The organism is Collinsella sp. TM09-10AT, assembly GCF_003436275.1.
Taxonomy (GTDB): Bacteria; Actinomycetota; Coriobacteriia; order Coriobacteriales; family Coriobacteriaceae; genus Collinsella.
Window position 1 is genome coordinate 1 of the sequence record NZ_QSOP01000025.1, and the last position, 19,797, is coordinate 19,797.

Genomic DNA, 19,797 nt, shown 5'->3' on the forward strand with positions numbered 1-19,797 from the left:
AGCCCGAGACGGTCCCGGGCTGACAATTTCGACTGTAATGGACGTTCTTAAATGACTAGTTACTTGTATTTTTGTCTACAAAATTGTATACAAAAAGAGAAGCCGCCTCATGGAGCTCATTGCTCGATGTTGCCCCGACCGAGATGGTTACATCATTTACCACGCCCTTGTCCCTCCTACGCGCAAGGTGCTCAGGGAAATCGGAATCGATCGATAGGAGGCGCTATGGACGCTAAACAGCTCGAAAAGATGATGGGGTTTGCTCCCGGTGAGCTAGAAAAAGCCGCAGCGGCATACGAAAAAGATGAGTGGCCGAAGGGCCACACCGTCAAGTTGGGAAGGCCGCCGATTTCCGATGAACCAAGCGTTGTTTTATCGGCACGTGTGGGCGAATCGGTTCTTGAAGCATTTGACGCAAAGGCAAAGCGCCATGGGCAAACGCGCACGGAGCGACTCAGGGAACTCATTACACTCGATGCAATGATTGCCTAGTCCCCTGCCGAACCAAACATGTACGTCAGCATCCAAAAACGATATTTTTCGACATCCTTGGATGCTGGCGTACAGTTTTTTGCATGGGTCCGGCACAGGCGATCCGTTCTTCTCCGTCCCCAAGGGATCATTTAGCCACAAAAGCGGGCGATGGGCGCAAGCTGCTGCTCGCGAAAGACACGGTCGACAGCAGCACGGTATTCATCGACCTTTTTGGTCTTGCGTACGAGTTTGTGAACGGTCGCGGGATCGGCGAAGGCGCATTTGGCGTAGAACCACCACTCCTTCATGCGAAAGACCGCGTTGTCCCCAATCTCGTCCGCATAGGCCGCAAACAGCATGTCATGGAAGCGTTGCAGCTCAGCGGCGGTAGCGGCAGGGTCGCCCTTAACCATGCGAGCCAGCGCGGGATTCGCAAGCAAGCCGCGCCCCAACATTACGTGGCGTGTTCCGGGATAGGCCTTCACCAGCGCATCCATGTCCTCAAGATCAAAGATGTCGCCGTTATAGGCCACGGGGAACGGCGCCCGTTCCAGCGTCTCGCCGTAAAACTCTTTGCGCGGTGAGCCCGTATAACGGTCCTTTTGCACGCGCGGATGCACGATCAACTCCGCCAGCGGCATTCGGCAATAGAGGTCGAGCACGCGCTCGTACTCGTCATCGCATTCGAGCCCCAGTCTGGTCTTGACCGACACCGGCAAGGGCGAGCGTTCGCACACGTCGCTCAAGAACACCTCGAGCTCATCCAAATTGCGCAGAAAGCCCGAACCCTTGCCCTTCGCGACCACCGTACCCGAAGGGCAGCCAAGGTTGAGGTTGACCTCGCGGTAACCCATATCGGCAAGCACCTGCGCCGCCCACACAAACTCGTCCGCATTCTTGGACATCAGCTGGGGCACCACGTTAAGTCCCTGGTTGTTGGCAGGATCGACCTCTTTAAACGCCTTGCCGCCAAAGCGATTGCCCACCCGCGGCGGCGGCAAAAACGGCGTGTAATAACAATCGAGCGCGCCGAAGCACTCCGCATGCACGCGACGGAACACATGCCCGGTAATCCCCTCCATAGGGGCCAGCGATAAATACATCAACATCCATTCTCAAATCAATGTGACAAAGGGACTGTCCCTTTGTCACATAATACGCCCACCGAGGGCGGGGGTTCTCTATACTGAGTCACATATGACGGTATCGCGCCAAAGGAGAACGCCATGATCACGTCGCAGATATCCCTGCTCGCGCTCATCTTGGTTGGGGGCATCGGCATCCTGCTTATCGGAGTGAGCGCGCTCATGAAAGCCGCCGCTCGCAAGAAAGCCAAGGCCTGTACCGCCGTGACCATGGGAACGGTCATCGACCATCGCTTTATGGGCGAAGGCAGGATGTATCCCGTTTTGGAATACGCCGTCGACGGCACGCAATACCGCGCGAAAAAACAATTCCGTGGCATAAAGACCAAAAGCTTGTCGGGACTCCCCATCCGCACGCAAGCCACCGCCTACGAAGACGCCAAGGGCTGGCTGCACGTGCAGACAGGCCCCATCGCCCGCCTAGGCACCCTCGCGGAGCAGCTTTGGCCCCTCGGTAGCCAAATGACCGTGTACTACAACCCCAGCAACCCAGACAAAAGCTATGTCGAACGCCCCATCGTGGGCAACTTTGCCACACTGATGTTTAACATCGCAGGCTTCTTGCTCATCGCGATGAGCATCTTGCTCTATGTTCTTATCCAGCGCTAGCTCAAACTGATGCGCCCCGCGCCCCATGCGCCGCAACGACCGTTACGACACCAAGGATCAGCCATGGCAACACTTTCCGAACAAGAACGCAAGCGTATCCAGCGATACTGCATCTATCCCAAGATTGCCGGCGCAGCGCTTGCCATGGCGTTTGTGCTGCCTTTTTTGATTATTCCCTTCGAAATGATTGACGATATCGTCTTCCATCATGAAAGCTTCCAGGAGACGGGCATGATGACCGCCTTGGCGCTCACCGCCGTCGAGCTCGCCATCTTCTGCTACTGCGCGCTCGCGCCGCGCTTTGGCATGCGCGGCAAGCAGTGGAAAGAAATGCAGCACCGACTCGTCGTCGAGCAGGCTGAGAAAGACCGCTCGGCACAAATCGCAGGTGTTATCGGTACGCAGGCCGCCGCGCGCCTGCTCAAGAACAGCGACAACGAGACCGCACGCAACCTGGGCGGCGCGGCAGAAGTCGCCGCTGCCGTAGGCGCCGTCGCCACCGCGGCAGACGTGCTCGCCGAAAGCTTTGCCAACGCAAAGGCCATGGCAGAGGCCTGTGGCGTGCCTATCCCCCGTGCAAAAAAGTGGATCGTCGCGCTTGTGGCGCTGCCCCTCGCGATCGTGTGCGGTGCCTATATCCCGCAGCTGGCGCAGGGAAACATCGAGATGCAACAGAACGCGGCGGCCGCGGCCGAGCAGATCGCCATCGCTCGCAAGGCATTAGAGCCCGCATGCGAGCACGTGTCCGCCGATGATCCCTACGAGCGATATCAAGATTACGGCTATCATGTCCGCGGCTATCTGCACGAAGGCGACTCCGACGCCCAGAAGACCTATACGTATCTGGACTTTGACAACAAGGGGACGCTCAAGGAAGTGAGCTACGCGGCAGAGGTCGACCCCAGCGCGAGCCTCGAGGATAACCTTGCCCGCATCGAACGCGAGCTTGACGAGCTTTCCTCTGCCGTTCAAACCGTTGACGTCAAGACGGTGAGCCCCGAGCTCTTGGCACCGCAGAAACTCCCCGAAGAGTTTAGGCAGGCATTTTTGAACGGCTCACTCTACGAGAGAATCTCTATCAGGACGAGTGACGACCTCATCAAAACGTATTACTCGTTTGATACGGATCCCGAGGACGAGTTTGACGAGTACACCCATCCAAGCGTCCGTATTACGCTGATGGGCAAAACAAACTAGAAGGCGCGGGAAGGGGCCACCCCCTTCCCGCGCCTTTTCATCCAATGTGACAAAGGGACTGTCCCTTTGTCACATTATTCGGAGCGTAGGGCTTCCACAGGGTCTTTCTTGGATGCGCTGCGGGCCGGCAGCAGGCCGGCAACGACCGTCAGCAGCACCGAAACTGCAATAAGCACCAGCGCATCCTGCACGGGCAGGCTCATCAGATTGGGTACCTGCTTGGCCGCAAGCGCCCAGGCATTAACCGGAAGGCTCACAGCCACCACGACGACAATGGCAAAGACGCCGGCAATGAGACCTTCGATAAAGGTCTCGGCATTAAATACGTTGGCCACGTTGCGCTTTGACGCGCCAATCGCGCGCAGGATGCCAATCTCCTTTTTGCGCTCCAGCACGCTGATGTAGGTGATGATGCCGATCATGATGGAGCTCACCACCAAACTGATACTCACGAATGCGATGAGCACCAAGCTGATGGTGTTCACGATGTCGGTCACCGAACCCATGATGATACCCATGTAGTCGGTGTACGAGATCGCCTGTTCATCATGGCCGGCGGCTTTGACCTGCTTGTTGTACGCATCGATGTGATCGAGCACGCGCTCCTTGGCCTCAAAGTCGCGCGGGAAAATCTTGACCGAGATGGGGTCCGCCTCGTCCGCATAGCCCAACGTGGCCAGATTGTTTTCGTAGGTGAGCTTTGACGCCTTGGCATAGCTCATCATGAGCGAACTCAGGTCCTCAGCGTCCATGCTAAAGTGGATAGCGCGAGCAAAGGCGTTTGCATCCACGCGCATGGCGCTCGCCAAGTTGGCAAAACTCGAAGACATCTGCGTCGCCATTTGGTCCATGAGCCCTGCCGCACCCGCCTTGAGCTGGGTTGATACCGTCGTGGCAATCTGCTCGCTGACCGCCTTCATCACCTGATCCATAGACTGCTGCAAATACGGAGCCAGCTGCTTTTGCACATAGTCGCCCATCACCTGCTGCAGACGCTCGGCCAGGGCATCGCCGCCGAGTGCCCTGAGCTGAGCCAGGTATTGCTGGGCCGCGGCATCATTCTCAAGATACGCCGAGAATGCGGCAGCAAGCTTTGACGCATCCTTAAGATCTTCGGGCGACAGTGCCCTAAACTGATCAGACTGCAAAAAGCCCTCAAACAGCTGGTTGGCAAGCGTTCCCACCTGCTGCATTTGCTCGGGCGTGAATTCCAGACCGTCAAAGATGCCCGAGAAATCTGGGGCCGGTGCTTTTGCCATGATGCTGCTGAAGTCGATGTCCTTGCCAACGCCCGAAAGGTCAATATCCAGGCCCGACAAATCGATGCCCGAAAGATCCATGCCACCGGCAGCACCCGAGAGTGCAGATGCATCGAACGAGAACGCGCTCTTCAACGCCGCCTCGTCCACACTGAACATGCTGCCCAGATCCACGCCCTGCTTGGCTTCGCCCTGCAGCTCGTCGAAGGTTTTGCCCGTAAAGACATCCGTCTCGGGGTGGGCAAGCTGCTCCTGCACAATCTGCGAATCGGCAGCACGCTGCATAAGCTGGCGAGTCAGCGCATGCGTATAGAGAATGCCCGGGGACAATGCGCTCGCGTTTGCCGTCTCGTTGGGTCGCACCACGCCCACAATGCGCACGTCAATACCGTCGGCAACCTTGGCTTTCATAAAGTCGGCGTCGCCAGACATGTCAGTCCACATGCCGGTCTCTTCGTTTTTGCGATAGGCATCGGCCGGCGACAACACCTTAAACGTCGTGGACAGTGCATCGTCGTAGGTAAAGTCGGTGCCGGCCTTGGGCGTCTCGACCTTGCCGTCGGCCGTCATGGCACTGTTAACCAGGTCGTTGAGCTCATCGATATCCAGCGCGCCGATGCTATAGAGCGTGTAGTCGCCCACCGTGCCGCGGCTCGAAAGTACCATCACGGCCTCGTTGGCGGACGTAGGCCAATGGCCGGCAACAACATCGTACTGGCTGTCGAGCAGGCTCTGGTCGTCAATCATCTCGTTAAAGACCGAGGTCCCCATGGATTCCATGCTCACCGTTGCCGCCGAGCTCGCGCCGCCGCTCATGGCCTCGGTCATAGCATTGGGCACCAGACGCACGGGCTTCTCGTCTCCCTTGCCGGCACGATAGACAACCGGCGATACACCGTAGCCGTACTGGATGGCGTTGACCTCTTTATCGATGCCGTCGCCACCGGCATCGAGCCATGCCTTAAAGCTCGTCATGTCGTTGGACTTAACGCTTGCGAACATATCCTTTACGGCCGTGACCACAGGGATCTTATCGGTCCCCTGAGCCTTGCCGTCGGTGCCGTCGTCGGACGAACCCTCGTTCTTGGACGTATCGTCATCCGTGGCCCCATGCCCGCCCATCATGGACGACAGGTCGTAATCTTGTTTGGAAATCGTAAGCGGGTAGCTCGAGAGTGTGTCCTCCTCGACCTTTTTGATGTAGCCGTTTACGCCATTGGAGAGCGCCAGAATCGCCGCGATGCCAATAATGCCAATCGAACCTGCAAAGGCCGTCATAGCCGTACGGCCCTTCTTGGTCATGAGGTTTCGGGCAGAAAGCCCCAGCGCCGTTACAAAGCTCATCGAGGTTTTGCGCGTGGGCTTGGCCTCGCGACGCGCGGCCTCGGCAGCATCAAAGGGATCTGAATCGTCGGTGATCTTGCCGTCCGCCAGGGTGACGATGCGCGTGGCGTACCTGTATGCCAACTCGGGATTGTGCGTGACCATGATGACCAAACGATCGCGCGCAACATCCTTGAGCAAATCCATGACCTGTACGGATGTCGTTGAGTCCAAGGCGCCGGTCGGCTCGTCAGCCAGCACAATCTCGGGATCGTTGATTAAGGCGCGGGCGATGGCGACGCGCTGCATCTGCCCGCCCGAAAGCTGGCTCGGGCGCTTGTCAACGTGCTCGCCCAGGCCAACTGCCTCGAGCGCCTTGCGCGCACGCTGGCGGCGCTCGGCATGCCCCACGCCCGTGAGCGTAAGCGCCAACTCCACGTTTTCCAAAATGCTCTGATGCGGAATGAGGTTATAGCTCTGGAACACAAAGCCGATGCGATTATTGCGATAGGCATCCCAATCGCGGTCGTTGAAGTCCTTGGTCGAGATGCCATCGATCAGCAGGTCGCCCGAATCGAAATGGTCGAGTCCACCAATGACGTTGAGCATCGTAGTTTTACCCGAACCCGAGGGACCCAGGATGGCTACAAACTCGTTATCGCGAAAAGACAGGCTTACGCTGTCGAGCGCTACCTGCGTAAACGACTGCGTAACGTACCTTTTGCAAATAACTCTGAGATCCAGCATGGACGGCAACCTCTCTCGCGCGGGCGCGCTCGCCCGCTCCCCCGCCGTTCACGTTCGGCGCGTTTGTCCTACTCTATCCTCATTTTTGGCCGATACCAGTGAGGAATGTAACGAACCGCGCCAAAAAACGAACGGGACAGCACGCCGCATGGCGCACCATCCCGCATATAACATCCCCGATGCGACAAAGAGGCTGTCACTTTGTCACATTCCAATGCGCGCTACTTTTCGAGCCCGCACGGCATAACGTTAGCGCTGCCGCGGCGAGCCTCAGTCACGGCTGCAAAGAAGCGATAGCCGCCCGAGAAGTTAAAGCACTCAAAGCCATGCTGCGCCAAAATGCGGCAAGCAATGTAGCTGCGAATGCCGCTCTGGCAAATCACGTAAACCGGCTTGGCCCGGTCGAGCTCGCCCAGGCGATTGCGCAGATCATCGACGGGAATGTTTACGAAACCATCGATATGCCCGCGCTCATACTCCCCTTCCGTACGAACATCGAGCAGCTGCACGCTGCCATCGCGTTGCAAGTTGGGCTCATCCTCCCAATGCCACTGCGCCAGTATGCCGCGATTGAGGTTCTCGATCATAAAGCCCGCCATATTGACGGGATCCTTCGCCGATGAATACGGCGGCGCGTATGCTAGGTCCAAATCCTTAAGCCTATCGCCGCGCATGCCTGCCTGGATGGCAGTCGCCAGAACGTCGATACGCTTGTCCACACCATCGATGCCCACGATTTGCGCACCCAGCAGGCGCAATCCCTGCTTCTCGAAGACGACCTTCATGGTCATGGGCGTTGCACCCGGATAATAACCCGCATGCGAACCGGGCGACAGGACCACGCTGTCGCAGTCAATTCCTGCCGCGTGTGCCGCCTTTTCGGATAGCCCCGTGCTTGCCGCCGTCAAGTCGAATACCTTGATAACCGATGAGCCCAACGATCCGCGGTAGCAGCTGTCCATGCCGGCTATGACATCGGCGACGACACGCCCCTGCTTGTTGGCGGGGCCGGCGAGCGAAATGACCGCGTCCTCGCCGGTCACCTGATGCGTGACCTGCACGGCATCGCCCACGGCATACACGTCGGCAGCAGAGGTCTCCATGCGGTCGTTGACCACAATAGCCCCCTTGATGCCCAGTTCGAGCCCCGCCTCTTGCGCCAGATGGCTCTCAGGTGCCACGCCAATGGCAAGCAGCACCATATCGGCTCCGATAGGGTCATCGCCCGCAACATGGGTGACAACGCGGCCATCAACTTCCTCAAAACCTGTCACATCGGCCTTGAGGCGCAGATCGATACCGTGCTCACGCACCTCGGTATGCAAAAGGGTCGCCATGTCGTAATCCAGGTTGTTCATAAGTTGGACGGGACGCTGCAGAAGGGTCACCTGGAGCCCCAGCTCGCACAGATTCTCCGCCGTCTCGACGCCAATGAAGCCGCCGCCGATCACGACGGCACTGCTCGGTCGCCGCTCTCGAACATAGCTGTGAATACGCAGCGTGTCCTCAACGGTGCGTAGGCTAAAGATTTTATCCGAGTCGATGCCCGGCAACGCAGGGCGGATCGGCTTTGCACCCGGCGACAGGATGAGCTTGTCATACGTCTCGACAAATTCCTCGCCCGTCAGCATATTGCGAACCTCGACCGTATGCGAATCGGGATGGATGGCAAACACCTCGTGACTCGTCTTGACCGCAATGCGAAAGCGATCCCAAAAGCCCTTGGGAGACTGCAGCGTCAATGCGCTCTCTTCTTCTATCACGCCGCCAATGTAGTACGGAAGCCCACAGTTGGCATACGATACAAAACCCGTGCGCTCAAAGATGACAATTTGGGCCTGCTCGTCGAGTCTGCGCAAACGTGCCGCCGCCGATGCGCCGCCCGCGACGCCTCCAACGATAACCACCTTCATAGCTAACGCACCACCTTTCCCGTGTAGCCGCTTATGCCGCCGATATTCTTGACATTGCCATACCCAGAACGCTTAAGAAAACTCACAGCTTGGTTGCTTCGCGCACCGCTCAGGCAATGCACGAAAAGCTGCGTGCCCTTTCGACGCATACCCATGATGCTACCCCGAAGCAGAAAAAAGAGTCGCTGTTTCCAGCGACTCCCCTTCAGTTGTCTGTCCCACGGACTTACTGTTCGCTCTTCGCGAGTGCCTGATCGATCAGTTTGTTGAGCGCCTCGCGCTGCTCAGCGGAGTTGATGCCGCCCATAATCGGCTCTCCCACAATGTTACCGTTCTGGTCGATCACGTAGGTGGTCGGGAACGAGTACAGGTTGGAGGTGAACTTTCCGGCCTCGCTGTCCGACTTAAACCAGATGTTCTTATACGTCACGCCCTTCTTGGAAAGCACGTCCTTAGCATCGGCCACCGCGTCTTTGTTGCCATCGAGTGTAAAGGAATTAACGCCCACGACCTGGCCGCCCTTCTCGGCAAGCTCCTTGTTGAGCTTCTCCAGATCGCCCAGCTCTCCCACGCACGGCTTGCAGGTGGTAAACCAGAAGTTCATGACGGTGACCTTGTTCTTGGAGAACAGCTCGTCGCTGTTTACATCGTTGCCGTCCAAGTCCTTGCCCTTAAAGCTGGGGAACTTCGTCTCCCCGCTCTCGCCGTTGGTCATACCCGCGGTCGAGGCATCAACGCTCTCCCCCTCGCCGGGCGTGCTGCCACATCCGGGGAACTCCTTCTCCAGCGCCATGAGCTTGTCCTCGATCTCCTTGACCTGCTGCGCGCCGGCCTTAAGCGTCTTAAGCTCGTCAGCCGCAAACTGATCCTTGGCGCCCTCGATGGTATCGAGCAAGAAGTCACCGTAGTTCTTGCCGTCCTCAATCATGGGAGTGTCTTTGTTGGCCGCAAGGAACACCTTTTCCCATAGGGCGTTATCGCTCGCAAAGATCTCGTTTTCCTTTTGCAGCAGCTGCTGGTACAGCTTGGCCGCCTCCTCGGCGCTCGACGGCTTTTGCGCTATGAGCTCGGCAATCTGCGCATCGCCGCTCGTAGCATCCTTCGCGTCGCCCTTGGGGGCAGAGCACGCCGCGAGAGTCAGCGCCAGCACGGGCAGCATCAACAGAGCCGCAATTTTTGACAGTTTCATGGTTCCTCCGTTTATATCGAAACTTATATAGGTACCTATTTGTTTTCGCAGGCTTGCGTGGACTGCGCGGGTTTGTCGCCCGTCACACCCAGCCCATAGCGAAAGCTAATAGCATCGACGGGGCACGCGCCCACGCATTTGCCGCAACGAATGCATTCGGCATGGTTGGGCGTACGCGTAACGTCCACGTCCATTTGACACACCTTGGCGCACTTGCCGCACGAGACGCATTTGCACTGGTCAACCTGGATCCCCAGCAAAGACACCTTGTTCATGAGCGCATAAAACGCACCGAGGGGGCAAATCCATTTGCAGAAGGGGCGGTAGAACAGCACGCTCAGCACCGCAACCGCAATGAGGATCGCGAGCTTCCAGGTAAAGAGCTTTCCCAGCGCGGAGCGGATTCCCACGTTCATGATGGACAGCGGAATCGCGCCCTCGAGCACACCCTGCGGGCAGATGTACTTGCAAAAGAACGGGTCGCCCATACCCACATCGTTAACCACCAAGACGGGCAGCAGCACCACGGCAAACAGTAGCACGGCATACTTGATGTACGTGAGCGGCTTGAGCTTTTTCGTGGAGAGCTTTTTGCTGGGAATCTTATGCAGAAGCTCTTGCAGCCATCCAAACGGACACAAAAAGCCGCATACAAAACGTCCCAGTAGCACGCCGATCAGAATGAGCGTTCCGGTGACGTAATACGAAAAGCTGAACTTAGACGATCCCACCACCGACTGAAACGACCCGATGGGGCACGCACCCGAGGCCGCTGGACACGAGTAGCAGTTAAGCCCCGGCACGCAGACGGCTTTGCCGGCTCCCTGGTAGATACCGCCCTTGGCAAAGTTAGGCAGGTGAATATTGGTCGCAAGCGTCGCCGCCGCCTGAATCAATCCACGAAATCGCGCTAAAAGATGCGATGCAGTGTTTTTTCTTTTATCCAATTCCGATACACTCCAAGCACAGCCTGATTGCCTTGGCCAGCACGGCATCTGCCTCGCCGCGCATAATTCCAAAGCCAACCATGGCTACCCCAACGATCAGCAAAGCCACCTGCGCCACAGGCTTAATCGCTTTGAACAATCTGACCACTCCTTTCGTTTCGCGACCCATTGGACCATACCGACTATAAAATCCGTGTTAAGCGTGAATGACTATGCAAGGAGAACGTTATGCGCATCTTGGTCGTCGAGGACGAGCGGGCGCTGTGCGATGCGATCGCACGCAGCCTGCGCAACTTGGCCTATAGCGTCGACTGCTGCTACGACGGGCAGCAGGCCCTCGATCTACTCGATGTCGAGACCTTTGATCTTGTCGTGCTCGACCTCAATCTCCCCCATGTTGACGGCATGACCGTGCTCAGGCAACTCAGGACAACTGATTGTGAGACCAAGGTGCTTGTGCTCTCGGCACGTGGCGAGGTCTCCGACAAGGTAGCGGGGCTCGATGCGGGCGCCAACGACTACCTCACCAAGCCGTTCCATCTTGACGAGCTGGCGGCACGCATACGCAGTCTCACGCTCAGGCGCTTTACGCAAAACGACGTTGTTCTAGCCTGTGGATTGTTGAGCTTTGACACCAAGGCGCGCCTCGCCTCCGTGGGCGGCGAGACCCTATCCCTCACGCGCAAGGAGACCGGCATCTTGGAATACCTGATGCTTAACCAGGGGCGGCCGGTGAGCCAGGAAGAGCTTATCGAGCATGTATGGGACAGCAGCGTCAACAGCTTTAGCAACGCGACCCGCGTGCACATCTCGTCGCTGCGCAAAAAGCTGCGCGGCGCGTTGGGGCACGACCCCATCCGCAACCGAATCGGCGAAGGCTACGTTATGGAGGACGGCAAATGAAGCGGCTGTCTCTGCAGTGGCGCATCACGCTGATGACGGCACTGCTGATATGTTCAACCTGCGTACTTATGAATTGCCTGGTTGGCTACTCCGGCATGCGCTACATGGACTCGATCGGCAATGAACTATCGGCGCACAGCAAGGTGGAGGCGGCCTCGCCCAGCTCATTTGACCCGACAAACAAAGAGCTCGACGACGCGCTGACCATCGTCGTGAACGACGCCCAAGAATCGTTTGGCGCGACGAGCTGGTATATAACTGCGGCGGTGACGCTGCTCGGCGGCGTGCTGGCCTACTTTGTAAGCGGACATGCGCTGCGGCCGTTGCGCTTCTTTGCGACGCAAGTCGAGAGCGTGCGGCCCGACAACCTCGCCGACACAAAAATCAGCGAGGACGTGCCCTCTGAACTCAGGCGCTGCAGCGCGTCGTTTAACGACATGATTGCCCGCCTTGACGAGGGATTTTCCGCACAAAGACAGTTTACGGGCAATGCGGCGCACGAGCTGCGCACGCCGCTTGCGCTCATGCAGGCCCAGGTTGAGCTGTTTTGCGCCGAGCACCCCGACGTCGACGCCGATACAGCGAGCCTGCTCGGGCTGCTGCAGGAGCAGACCGAGCGAATGACGCACATGACAAAGACCCTGCTCGAGATGAGCGAGCTGCGCAGTGTCCCTTGCAACGATGCGATTGACCTTGCGCCGATGATCGAAGAAGTACTCACGGACCTGGCGCCCCTTGCCGAGCAAAAAGACATCACGCTTACAAGTGAGGGCGACGCGCAAACGATCGGCAGCGATACGCTAATCTATCGGCTGCTGTTCAACTTGGCCGAAAACGCCATACGTTACAGCGCGCCCAACTCGACCGTGCAAATCAACGCCTGCGCCGAAGGCGACCGCGTGCTGCTACGCGTGCGCGACCAGGGACCGGGCATTCCCGAGCAATACCAGACGAGCATCTTCCAGCCCTTCTTTCGCGTCGACAAATCGCGCAGCAGGGCATATGGCGGCGTGGGGCTGGGGCTTGCACTGGTCTGGGAGATTGCCGCACTCCACGGCGGCTCCATCGAGGTCGAAGAGAGCTCGGAGCGCGGAACGACCATGCTCGTAACCCTTCCTGCACACAACATCGAAGATGTGACAAAGGGACAGTCCCTTTGTCACATCTGAAGATGCACGAAATTAGGCGAAGCGCCAGCAAAAAGCCCCCGCTTCCAAACGGAAACGGGGGCTAGGTGAGTTAGTTTACTCCCACTCGACCGTGCCGACGGGCTTCGGCGTGAGGTCGTAGCAAACGCGGCAAATACCGGGGACCTCGGCAGTCACGCGAGCGGTAATGCGCTTGAGCAGCGCCCAGTCGAGCTCAGGCACCTCGGCGGTCATGACGTCGACGGTGTTGATGCAGCGAATGATGCAGGGCCAGTCGTAGGCGCGCTTGCCCTCGCGCACACCGGTGGCGCGGAAGTCGGGTACCACGGCAAAGTACTGCCAGATGGTAAGACCTGCCTTGTCGATCTCCTCGCGCACGATGGCGTCGGCTTCGCGCAGCGCCTCAAGACGGTCGCGGGTGATGGCACCCAGGCAGCGAACACCCAGGCCGGGGCCGGGGAACGGCTGACGTTCGACCATGTTCTCGGGCAGGCCGAGCTCGCGACCGACCACGCGGACCTCGTCCTTGTACAGCAGTTTGACGGGCTCGCAGAGCTCAAACTGCAGATCCTCGGGCAGACCGCCCACGTTGTGGTGAGCCTTCACGCCGTCTTGGGACTCAAGAATATCGGGATAGATGGTACCCTGGGCGAGGAAGCTGACCTCGTCGCCAACCTTGCGAGCCTCCTCCTCGAACACGCGAATGAACTCGGCGCCGATAATCTTACGCTTGGCCTCGGGCTCCTCGACGTCCACGAGCTTGTCCAGGAAGCGGTCGGTGGCGTCAACGTAAACCAGGTTGGCATCCATCTGATTTTTGAAGACGTCGACGACCTGCTCGCTCTCGCCCTTGCGCATCAGGCCGTGGTTCACGTGCACGCAGATGAGTTGCTTGCCGATGGCCTTGATGAGCAGGGCCGCGACAACCGAACTGTCGACGCCGCCGGAAAGAGCCAGCAGGACCTTCTTGTCGCCAATCTGCTCGCGGATTGCAGCGACCTGCTCATCGATGAACACCTGGGCAAGTTCGGGAGTGGTGATACGCACCATGTCGTCGGGACGCTTGTTGGGATCCATGCAGAGCTCCTTTTCGGTTCGATGGAAATGCGCCGCGCGTATGCAGACGCACCGTCATATGACCTCATTATATGCAGAACGAGATGCGTTTCCCATCGCTGCGACAGAGCTTTTTGCAAGGGTGGCAATTTTTCCTAATGTCGAGGTCAGCTAGGCTTCGGTAGCCACCTTGGGAGCATCGCCAATAGACTCTTCCTTTATACGTTCGGCATAATCGCAGGCGATACCCACAAATTCCAGTTCCGGGCAACAGGAGTACAATTGCAGCTATTGTTGTCAGCTGTTGGGAGATGGAAGATGGACTGCGATGGCTACCCATGCGTTCCCATGCCGTTGATGTGCACTGCCTTTGTGCCGGGGCAGATTGACGCTGCGGTTGCAGGCATTTCCGACCCCGATTCGCGCGCCATTGCCACGGCAGAAGCGCTGTACTTTCGCGGACAGGCCACCCTCGCTGCCAAGACGGCGCGCCCCTATCTTGACGTCACCGATCCCGCGCTGCGCTATTCCGCATGCTTTATCTGCGGATACGCCAGTCTGTCGCTCAACCGTATCGCCGACGCCCGCCGGTGCCTTGCGGGCATCCTCGATACGCCGGCCGACGAGGAATCGCCCGCCGTCCACGCCACGCATATCCTGTTCGCCTCGGCCGCGAGCGTCCTGCTGCACTTGCCTTCCCCGTATTCTGCCGAAGAGTTTTATCCACTTGCGGCGCACCTACCCGAAGGCCTGCGACTGTTCGCCAGCTACGTGATGGCGCACGCCTTGTATCTGCGCGGCGAATACGGCCGCAGCCTGGGCATGGCGGAAAACGCCCTAATTATGAAACAGGGAAGCTATCCCATCTCGGAACTGTTCCTGCACCTGGCAGCTTCCATGGCATGCATGAGCCTCAAGGACATCGACGCCGCAAAAGCGCATTTTGGAGCCGCTTGGGACATTGCGCGCCCCGACGGCCTTATCGAGCTCATCGGCGAGCACCACGGCCTTTTGCAGGGGCTTATCGAGGCGTGCCTAAAAACGCAATACCCTGACGACTTCGCGCACATCATCGAGATCACGTACCGCTTCAGCTACGGCTGGCGGCGCATCCACAACCCCGATTCGGGCGAGGACGTTGCTGACGATTTAACGACCACGGAATTCACCATGGCCATGCTCGCCTGTCGTGGGTGGACCAACGCCGAAATCGCACGCCATATGGGAGTATCGCCGGGCACCGTCAAAAACCGCCTATCCGGCGTATACGCAAAGCTTGGCATCGGCACACGCGCCGAGCTGGTCGCGCATATGTTGCGTTAGCGACCGGGCTGCCAAGCGCATCGAACGCGTTCCGGAACCCGACGCTTCGCTCGATCAATTTGGACATTTTGACCCTTGAACGGCACTACCGCCACGGGGCGCCTTCTCGCACAATTGGATTATTTCCACCGATATTTGCGGGATGGGAGCCCAAGATGCTTGATCGCCGTTCGTTACTTGTTGCCGGAGCGTCCTCGCTAGCGAGCATCATGTTGCCTCGCGTGCCGGGAAGCGAAAATGCCTTCCTGCTGCCGTTCGCGCCCACCGAAGCCTATGCCGACGAAAAAGATCCCTTCAGGGTGCTCGTTCTCTCGCGCACCATGTTTGGTGTGGTCGTGGTCGACGTCGCCAACAAGAATATGCCCATCAAGGGAGCGCAGGTCACGCTCACGTCGCGCTACGTCGCAGGCAAGCAGCTCGCCGCCACGACCGATGAAGAAGGCACGGCCATCTTTGAGGTCGCCCCTCTTTCGGAAGGCTACGTGGACGAGGCAACGCTTCTCGACGCGTACGACTTTAACGGCGGCATCTCCATTAGCATGGCGGGCTACCGTGATGTCGAGATTCCCCTTGCGCGTATCCAGGGCGGCACCGCCATTACCGCACCCACACGTCCGCTCTCCGATGGCGAGCCGTACTTTCGACAGCTCACATTCGACGAATGGGACATCCAGTACGCTGAAGCCACGTTCATGGCATTGCCGAAGGACGACACGGCAAACGAGCAGCCCGATACGCACGCCTTTACCGTGCAGACTCATCTGCCGCAGGGCGGGCAGGCAACATTGCATATCAATAAAGTGATGCCCGCTGCGGGCAGCTCAACCGAAACCGTCACGCAGATTGGCCAGATCAAGGCCAGCGCATCAGGCGCGGATAATCTGGCGACGTTCACACTCGAAGACAAGTTTCTCGACGCGGCATCGGGCCTTCTGGAGGAAGGGTGCAAGCTGCGCTTTGTTCTCGACTATCAGGGCAAAACCTACACGCTCTCCTCCCCCATGGCCGTTGTCACTGCGCCGGCCGCAAAGGCAGAATCGGGCTCGACCACTATCGTCCCCACTACCATGGACCAAGAGGTCACTCCGTTTGATTTCCCCGCGGCGTTTCCCGGCATCGGCGGCAATAAGTTCACGTGTTGGATGCCCACATTTCCGATCCTCTTCGATTTCTCGTTTGCTGGATACGTGCTGTTTGGCGGAGGATACAAACCAGCCAGCTATATGAACGATTCGGGCAACCCTGATCCGGAATACTGGAAGAAATCGCCACGCGAGTCGGGCACCAAGCAGGCAAACCGCTATCTCGACGAGATGGAGGGGAAGTGGAATCAGTACAAGAGTATGAGTGCCGGTTCGGGCACCGATCCAAGAAACACCAAGCTCCTTCGCCACCATTGCACGCCGCTGTTCACGATGGATATCGCCACACAGCTGTACGGCTCGCTCGCCTACGATTGGGTGGGCAAAACCTGGGGTAACAACAACGACCCCGCATACGGCAATATTAAGGCCCTCTTCCAGGTAAGAACCGACCTCAATTGGACCGAGCAGTTTACCCTAGGACCGGTGCCATTTTTCCTAAACGTCAACCCCTGGGTGCTGGCGAAGCTGGCGCTCGCCGTGGGTGCCCACACGCACGGCAGCGGCGCGGCGTTTTTTAAAAACATTTCGCTCGACTATTCCAACACGTCGGGCTCGTTCACCATCCAGATCGGACTTGCCGTCACCTTTGGCGCCGGCGTTGCAGGCGTCGCTTCGTCTGCCGTGCGCGGCGCCGCATCCCTCACGCTGTTCATTGGGTACGAGAAGGCAGATGGACACCAGCTTCCGCGGCTGCGCGTAGGTGCAGACGTCGATGTCGACGTGATACTCCAGTTCGTAATGTTCAAGTGGACCACCAAGGCTTGGTCGGGGTCGTGGCCCACACTCATCGATTCGTGGAATATGTCGGTGAACAATGGCGACCAGTATGTGCTCCAACGCTCTGAGCTGGCATTGGGTGGAGATACGCCTTACACGCTGGATGCCCGCTTCGGCACGCCCGGCAACATCGAGGCGTGCGGCGTGCCGCAATTTATCGCATCGGCCACCATCGTCACCAACGCCGAGCTGCTCGCACGCGCCGAGGTTAAGGCCACTGCCGTAAACGCCGCGCCCGTTGTGCGCGATTGGGATCAAGCGGTCACGCGCATTGAGCTCGAGGCGAACGCGGAGAGCGACGACACGGGACAGGTCGAACATTTCGTCCACGCGCTGATGGAGAACGACGAAAATGCCGCACCGATGTATGAGTACACCTACATCGGTCAGTCAACGAACGCCGTTGCGGACCCCAACACCAATTCTGCCGGCGTGTCGGAGGACGAGCGTGGCGGCATAAAACCCTCGAGCGACAACGTGCTGTTTTCCGGCGTGCTCAGCGAAGCCCACATGAAGCTAACGATGATTGCCGGCGCAGAATGCCTGTTCCGTATCGCCTCGGTGCGCTACGGCGACAATGGCCGCTCGCGCCTGGTGGTGCACACAAAGGCAAACGGCACGTGGTCCGCTCCCACGCCCGTGGACTTTCCCCTTGGGTTTGGCGAGAACGACGTGGAGCGCGACGGCATATACGATTACGACTTCGACGTGGTGGAATATACGAACGGAAGAGAAAACCAGGACGCCTACGTGTTGCTGGTCTCGGGCGAGCGCCCCGAAGGCGACGCAACCCGGTTCGATACGGCAAGCACAGCCGGCATACTGTCCGTTGTGCGCCTGCGCATAAGCAACGACGGAGTTCATGTGGTGTCGCATACGTCATGGCGCAGCATCTCGCGCGGCCGCCTGCAAGAGGATGGCTACCATTGCCTGCAGTGCCCGCGCATCACGGTAGGCAAGACGCTGGTCGACGGACGCCTGTCGGGTGCCTACCTCCACCGCCGCGGAACCACCGCAGAGAAGGCGCTCGGCAGCGAGGCCGAGGTTGCGTTGGAATGCTTTACCCTGTGGTCGGATGATTTGGGCGACAGCCTGACGTTCCGCCAAGTTCTTCGCTTTCCGCAGGCACCGTCGAGTATCGAGCTGAGCGAGCCCGAGAATATCAACGGCAAAATGGTGGTGCCCGTTGCGTACGAGACCGCAGACGGTTGCGGCTGCGCATCGTACGCCGTGATCGGCCAGTCCATTGCGGGCTGGGGCGTTATGCCACCAGACGCCACGGTGCCCCATGCGGTGCCGTGGCCACAACATTCGGGCTTTTTGGCCACCGTCAACGAGCAGCTGCAGCATATTACTTGGACGCGAGGCGCATCGGCATTTGCAACGCAGCCCGTGGGTGCCGCAGGCTGTGGCCCGGCATCGTTTAGCGTAAGCAACAACGGCAGGTGCGCGCTCTATGTAGAGAACACCGATGGCAAGGTGGGACAAACCTACGACGAAGAAGGCAACCCGGTAGCAGTGATGGGCAAGCACTTCCGCATCTTCGCCAGCACCTTGGCAGGTGATCTGTTCACGGAGCCGTTCGTGATGTGCGAGCTGGACCATCCCGTCGATCAGATAACGACATTTTTGACGTCGGGAGGTATGCTCTCCGCGCTCGCCACGCACGTTGTGAGCGCGGAGCAGAGCGAGGCAGAGCTGCACGGCATCGAAGTGCCCTTGGTGGCGTGTGCCACTCCGACGGGGGCGGTCGCTACCTCGGGCGCGGTGGTGCCCGGAGCAGCAGGTGAATCCTTCATGGTCACGGTGCGAAACGACGGCAACACCTTGCTGACCGCCGGCACGATCGATCTGTACCGAGAGGGCTCCAGCCAGCCGTTCTCCAGCGCATCCATCGGATTCGGAGTGAACGCACGTATGGCATCGATCTACGATCCGGAGCTTGCCGAGGACGCTTCGGCCAACGACATGGCACACGCGAAGTACGCACTCGAGACGCTGGGCGCACGTTTTGCGACGCACCCGCTGGTAGCCGACAACGGCAACGCCGTGCTGGCACCGGGCTGCACGGCACAGTTCCGCATGAGCTTCGCCATCCCCGAGAGTTGGAGCGACGAAGTTGGCAAACGCGTAACGCTGTATGCGAAGGCACGTAATCTGGTGGCGCTCGATCCCATAACGCTCGAGGAAATTCGACCGGGCGCAAACTCGGCGCTGGGCGCCGTACTGCACGAGCTTCATGTGCCCGACGCGGCATGCGAACGCTCAGAAGCTCAGGTCGGTGTATGCGACAGCGCGGATACGACAGGACTTCACGACGCCCCGATGACAGCAGACGGCGATGGTGGTTCGAGTGGCGGCGGTGCTGACGAGGGCGGCGGCTCCGGCGGAAGCAGCTCCGGCAGTGGCAAGGACCACGGCAATAACAAGCGCTCCGGAAAAGCGGGTGCGCTTGCGGGCACGGGCGATGTCAACGCTCCCCTTACGGCAGCCGCTGCAGCACTCGCCGCGGCAGGCGCCGGCCTCGTCGCCTACAGTGCCCGCCGCACGGCGCTCGAAACCGACACCGCCAATGAGGTCAATTCGGATAAGCCTCGCTAGCTCCTAGTTACTTTTGTGAGAGGCGCCGACTCGGCTCATCG

General features: G+C 58.9%; 15 protein-coding genes. 7 read left to right on the forward strand and 8 right to left on the reverse strand.

Going from position 1 to position 19,797, the window contains the following annotated elements:
* Window positions 1-225 precede the first annotated feature (225 nt).
* A complete protein-coding gene (locus DXD77_RS09045; protein WP_055252530.1) occupies window positions 226-492 on the forward strand; it encodes a ribbon-helix-helix protein, CopG family in 267 nt (88 codons plus the stop codon).
* A gap of 131 nt (window positions 493-623) precedes the next feature.
* On the opposite strand, the gene DXD77_RS09050 is transcribed toward DXD77_RS09045, so the two are convergent.
* Window positions 624-1,556 carry a tRNA-dihydrouridine synthase gene (locus tag DXD77_RS09050; RefSeq protein ID WP_233506788.1) on the reverse strand — a complete coding sequence of 311 codons (933 nt, stop codon included), beginning with the start codon at window positions 1,554-1,556 and terminating at the stop codon, window positions 624-626.
* 144 nt (window positions 1,557-1,700) lie between these two features.
* Here DXD77_RS09050 and DXD77_RS09055 point away from each other — a divergent pair, with 144 nt between their 5' ends.
* Window positions 1,701-2,228 carry a DUF3592 domain-containing protein gene (locus DXD77_RS09055; protein ID WP_117648492.1) on the forward strand — a complete coding sequence of 176 codons (528 nt, stop codon included), beginning with the start codon at window positions 1,701-1,703 and terminating at the stop codon, window positions 2,226-2,228.
* A gap of 63 nt (window positions 2,229-2,291) precedes the next feature.
* A complete protein-coding gene (locus tag DXD77_RS09060) occupies window positions 2,292-3,425 on the forward strand; it encodes a hypothetical protein (RefSeq protein ID WP_117648493.1) in 1,134 nt (377 codons plus the stop codon).
* A gap of 74 nt (window positions 3,426-3,499) precedes the next feature.
* On the opposite strand, the gene DXD77_RS09065 is transcribed toward DXD77_RS09060, so the two are convergent.
* The 6 genes from DXD77_RS09065 to DXD77_RS09090 all read right to left on the reverse strand — a co-directional run bounded on the left by DXD77_RS09065 (window position 3,500) and on the right by DXD77_RS09090 (window position 10,942).
* Window positions 3,500-6,754 carry an ABC transporter ATP-binding protein/permease gene (locus tag DXD77_RS09065; protein WP_117648494.1) on the reverse strand — a complete coding sequence of 1,085 codons (3,255 nt, stop codon included), beginning with the start codon at window positions 6,752-6,754 and terminating at the stop codon, window positions 3,500-3,502.
* 221 nt (window positions 6,755-6,975) lie between these two features.
* Window positions 6,976-8,667 (reverse strand): FAD-dependent oxidoreductase, encoded by a 1,692-nt coding sequence (locus DXD77_RS09070; protein ID WP_117563587.1) that lies wholly within the window; start codon window positions 8,665-8,667, stop codon window positions 6,976-6,978.
* A gap of 2 nt (window positions 8,668-8,669) precedes the next feature.
* Entirely contained in the window at window positions 8,670-8,876 is a 207-nt protein-coding gene (locus DXD77_RS10675) for a rhodanese-like domain-containing protein (RefSeq protein WP_369831502.1), read from the reverse strand.
* Between the two features lie 17 nt (window positions 8,877-8,893).
* Window positions 8,894-9,856 (reverse strand): redoxin domain-containing protein, encoded by a 963-nt coding sequence (locus tag DXD77_RS09080; protein WP_117563588.1) that lies wholly within the window; start codon window positions 9,854-9,856, stop codon window positions 8,894-8,896.
* A gap of 35 nt (window positions 9,857-9,891) precedes the next feature.
* Window positions 9,892-10,851 (reverse strand): 4Fe-4S binding protein, encoded by a 960-nt coding sequence (locus DXD77_RS09085; protein ID WP_199407861.1) that lies wholly within the window; start codon window positions 10,849-10,851, stop codon window positions 9,892-9,894.
* Window positions 10,796-10,942 (reverse strand): CD1871A family CXXC motif-containing protein, encoded by a 147-nt coding sequence (locus DXD77_RS09090; protein ID WP_197032826.1) that lies wholly within the window; start codon window positions 10,940-10,942, stop codon window positions 10,796-10,798. Before DXD77_RS09090 ends, DXD77_RS09085 begins: the two co-directional genes overlap by 56 nt.
* Window positions 10,943-11,031: 89 nt before the next feature.
* Here DXD77_RS09090 and DXD77_RS09095 point away from each other — a divergent pair, with 89 nt between their 5' ends.
* A complete protein-coding gene (locus DXD77_RS09095; RefSeq protein ID WP_117563590.1) occupies window positions 11,032-11,706 on the forward strand; it encodes a response regulator transcription factor in 675 nt (224 codons plus the stop codon).
* Window positions 11,703-12,875 (forward strand): cell wall metabolism sensor histidine kinase WalK, encoded by a 1,173-nt coding sequence (locus DXD77_RS09100; RefSeq protein ID WP_117563591.1) that lies wholly within the window; start codon window positions 11,703-11,705, stop codon window positions 12,873-12,875. The genes DXD77_RS09095 and DXD77_RS09100 overlap by 4 nt, the downstream gene beginning before the upstream one ends.
* 75 nt (window positions 12,876-12,950) lie before the next feature.
* Here DXD77_RS09100 and guaA read toward each other — a convergent pair whose 3' ends face one another.
* Window positions 12,951-13,931, reverse strand: coding sequence for a glutamine-hydrolyzing GMP synthase (gene guaA, locus DXD77_RS09105; protein ID WP_117648496.1), 981 nt, complete (start codon window positions 13,929-13,931; stop codon window positions 12,951-12,953).
* 327 nt (window positions 13,932-14,258) lie between these two features.
* Here guaA and DXD77_RS10515 point away from each other — a divergent pair, with 327 nt between their 5' ends.
* Entirely contained in the window at window positions 14,259-15,233 is a 975-nt protein-coding gene (locus DXD77_RS10515) for a helix-turn-helix transcriptional regulator (RefSeq protein WP_199409031.1), read from the forward strand.
* Window positions 15,234-15,388: 155 nt separating this feature from the next.
* Window positions 15,389-19,756, forward strand: coding sequence for a hypothetical protein (locus tag DXD77_RS09115; RefSeq protein WP_117563593.1), 4,368 nt, complete (start codon window positions 15,389-15,391; stop codon window positions 19,754-19,756).
* The last annotated feature ends 41 nt before the right edge of the window (window positions 19,757-19,797 follow it).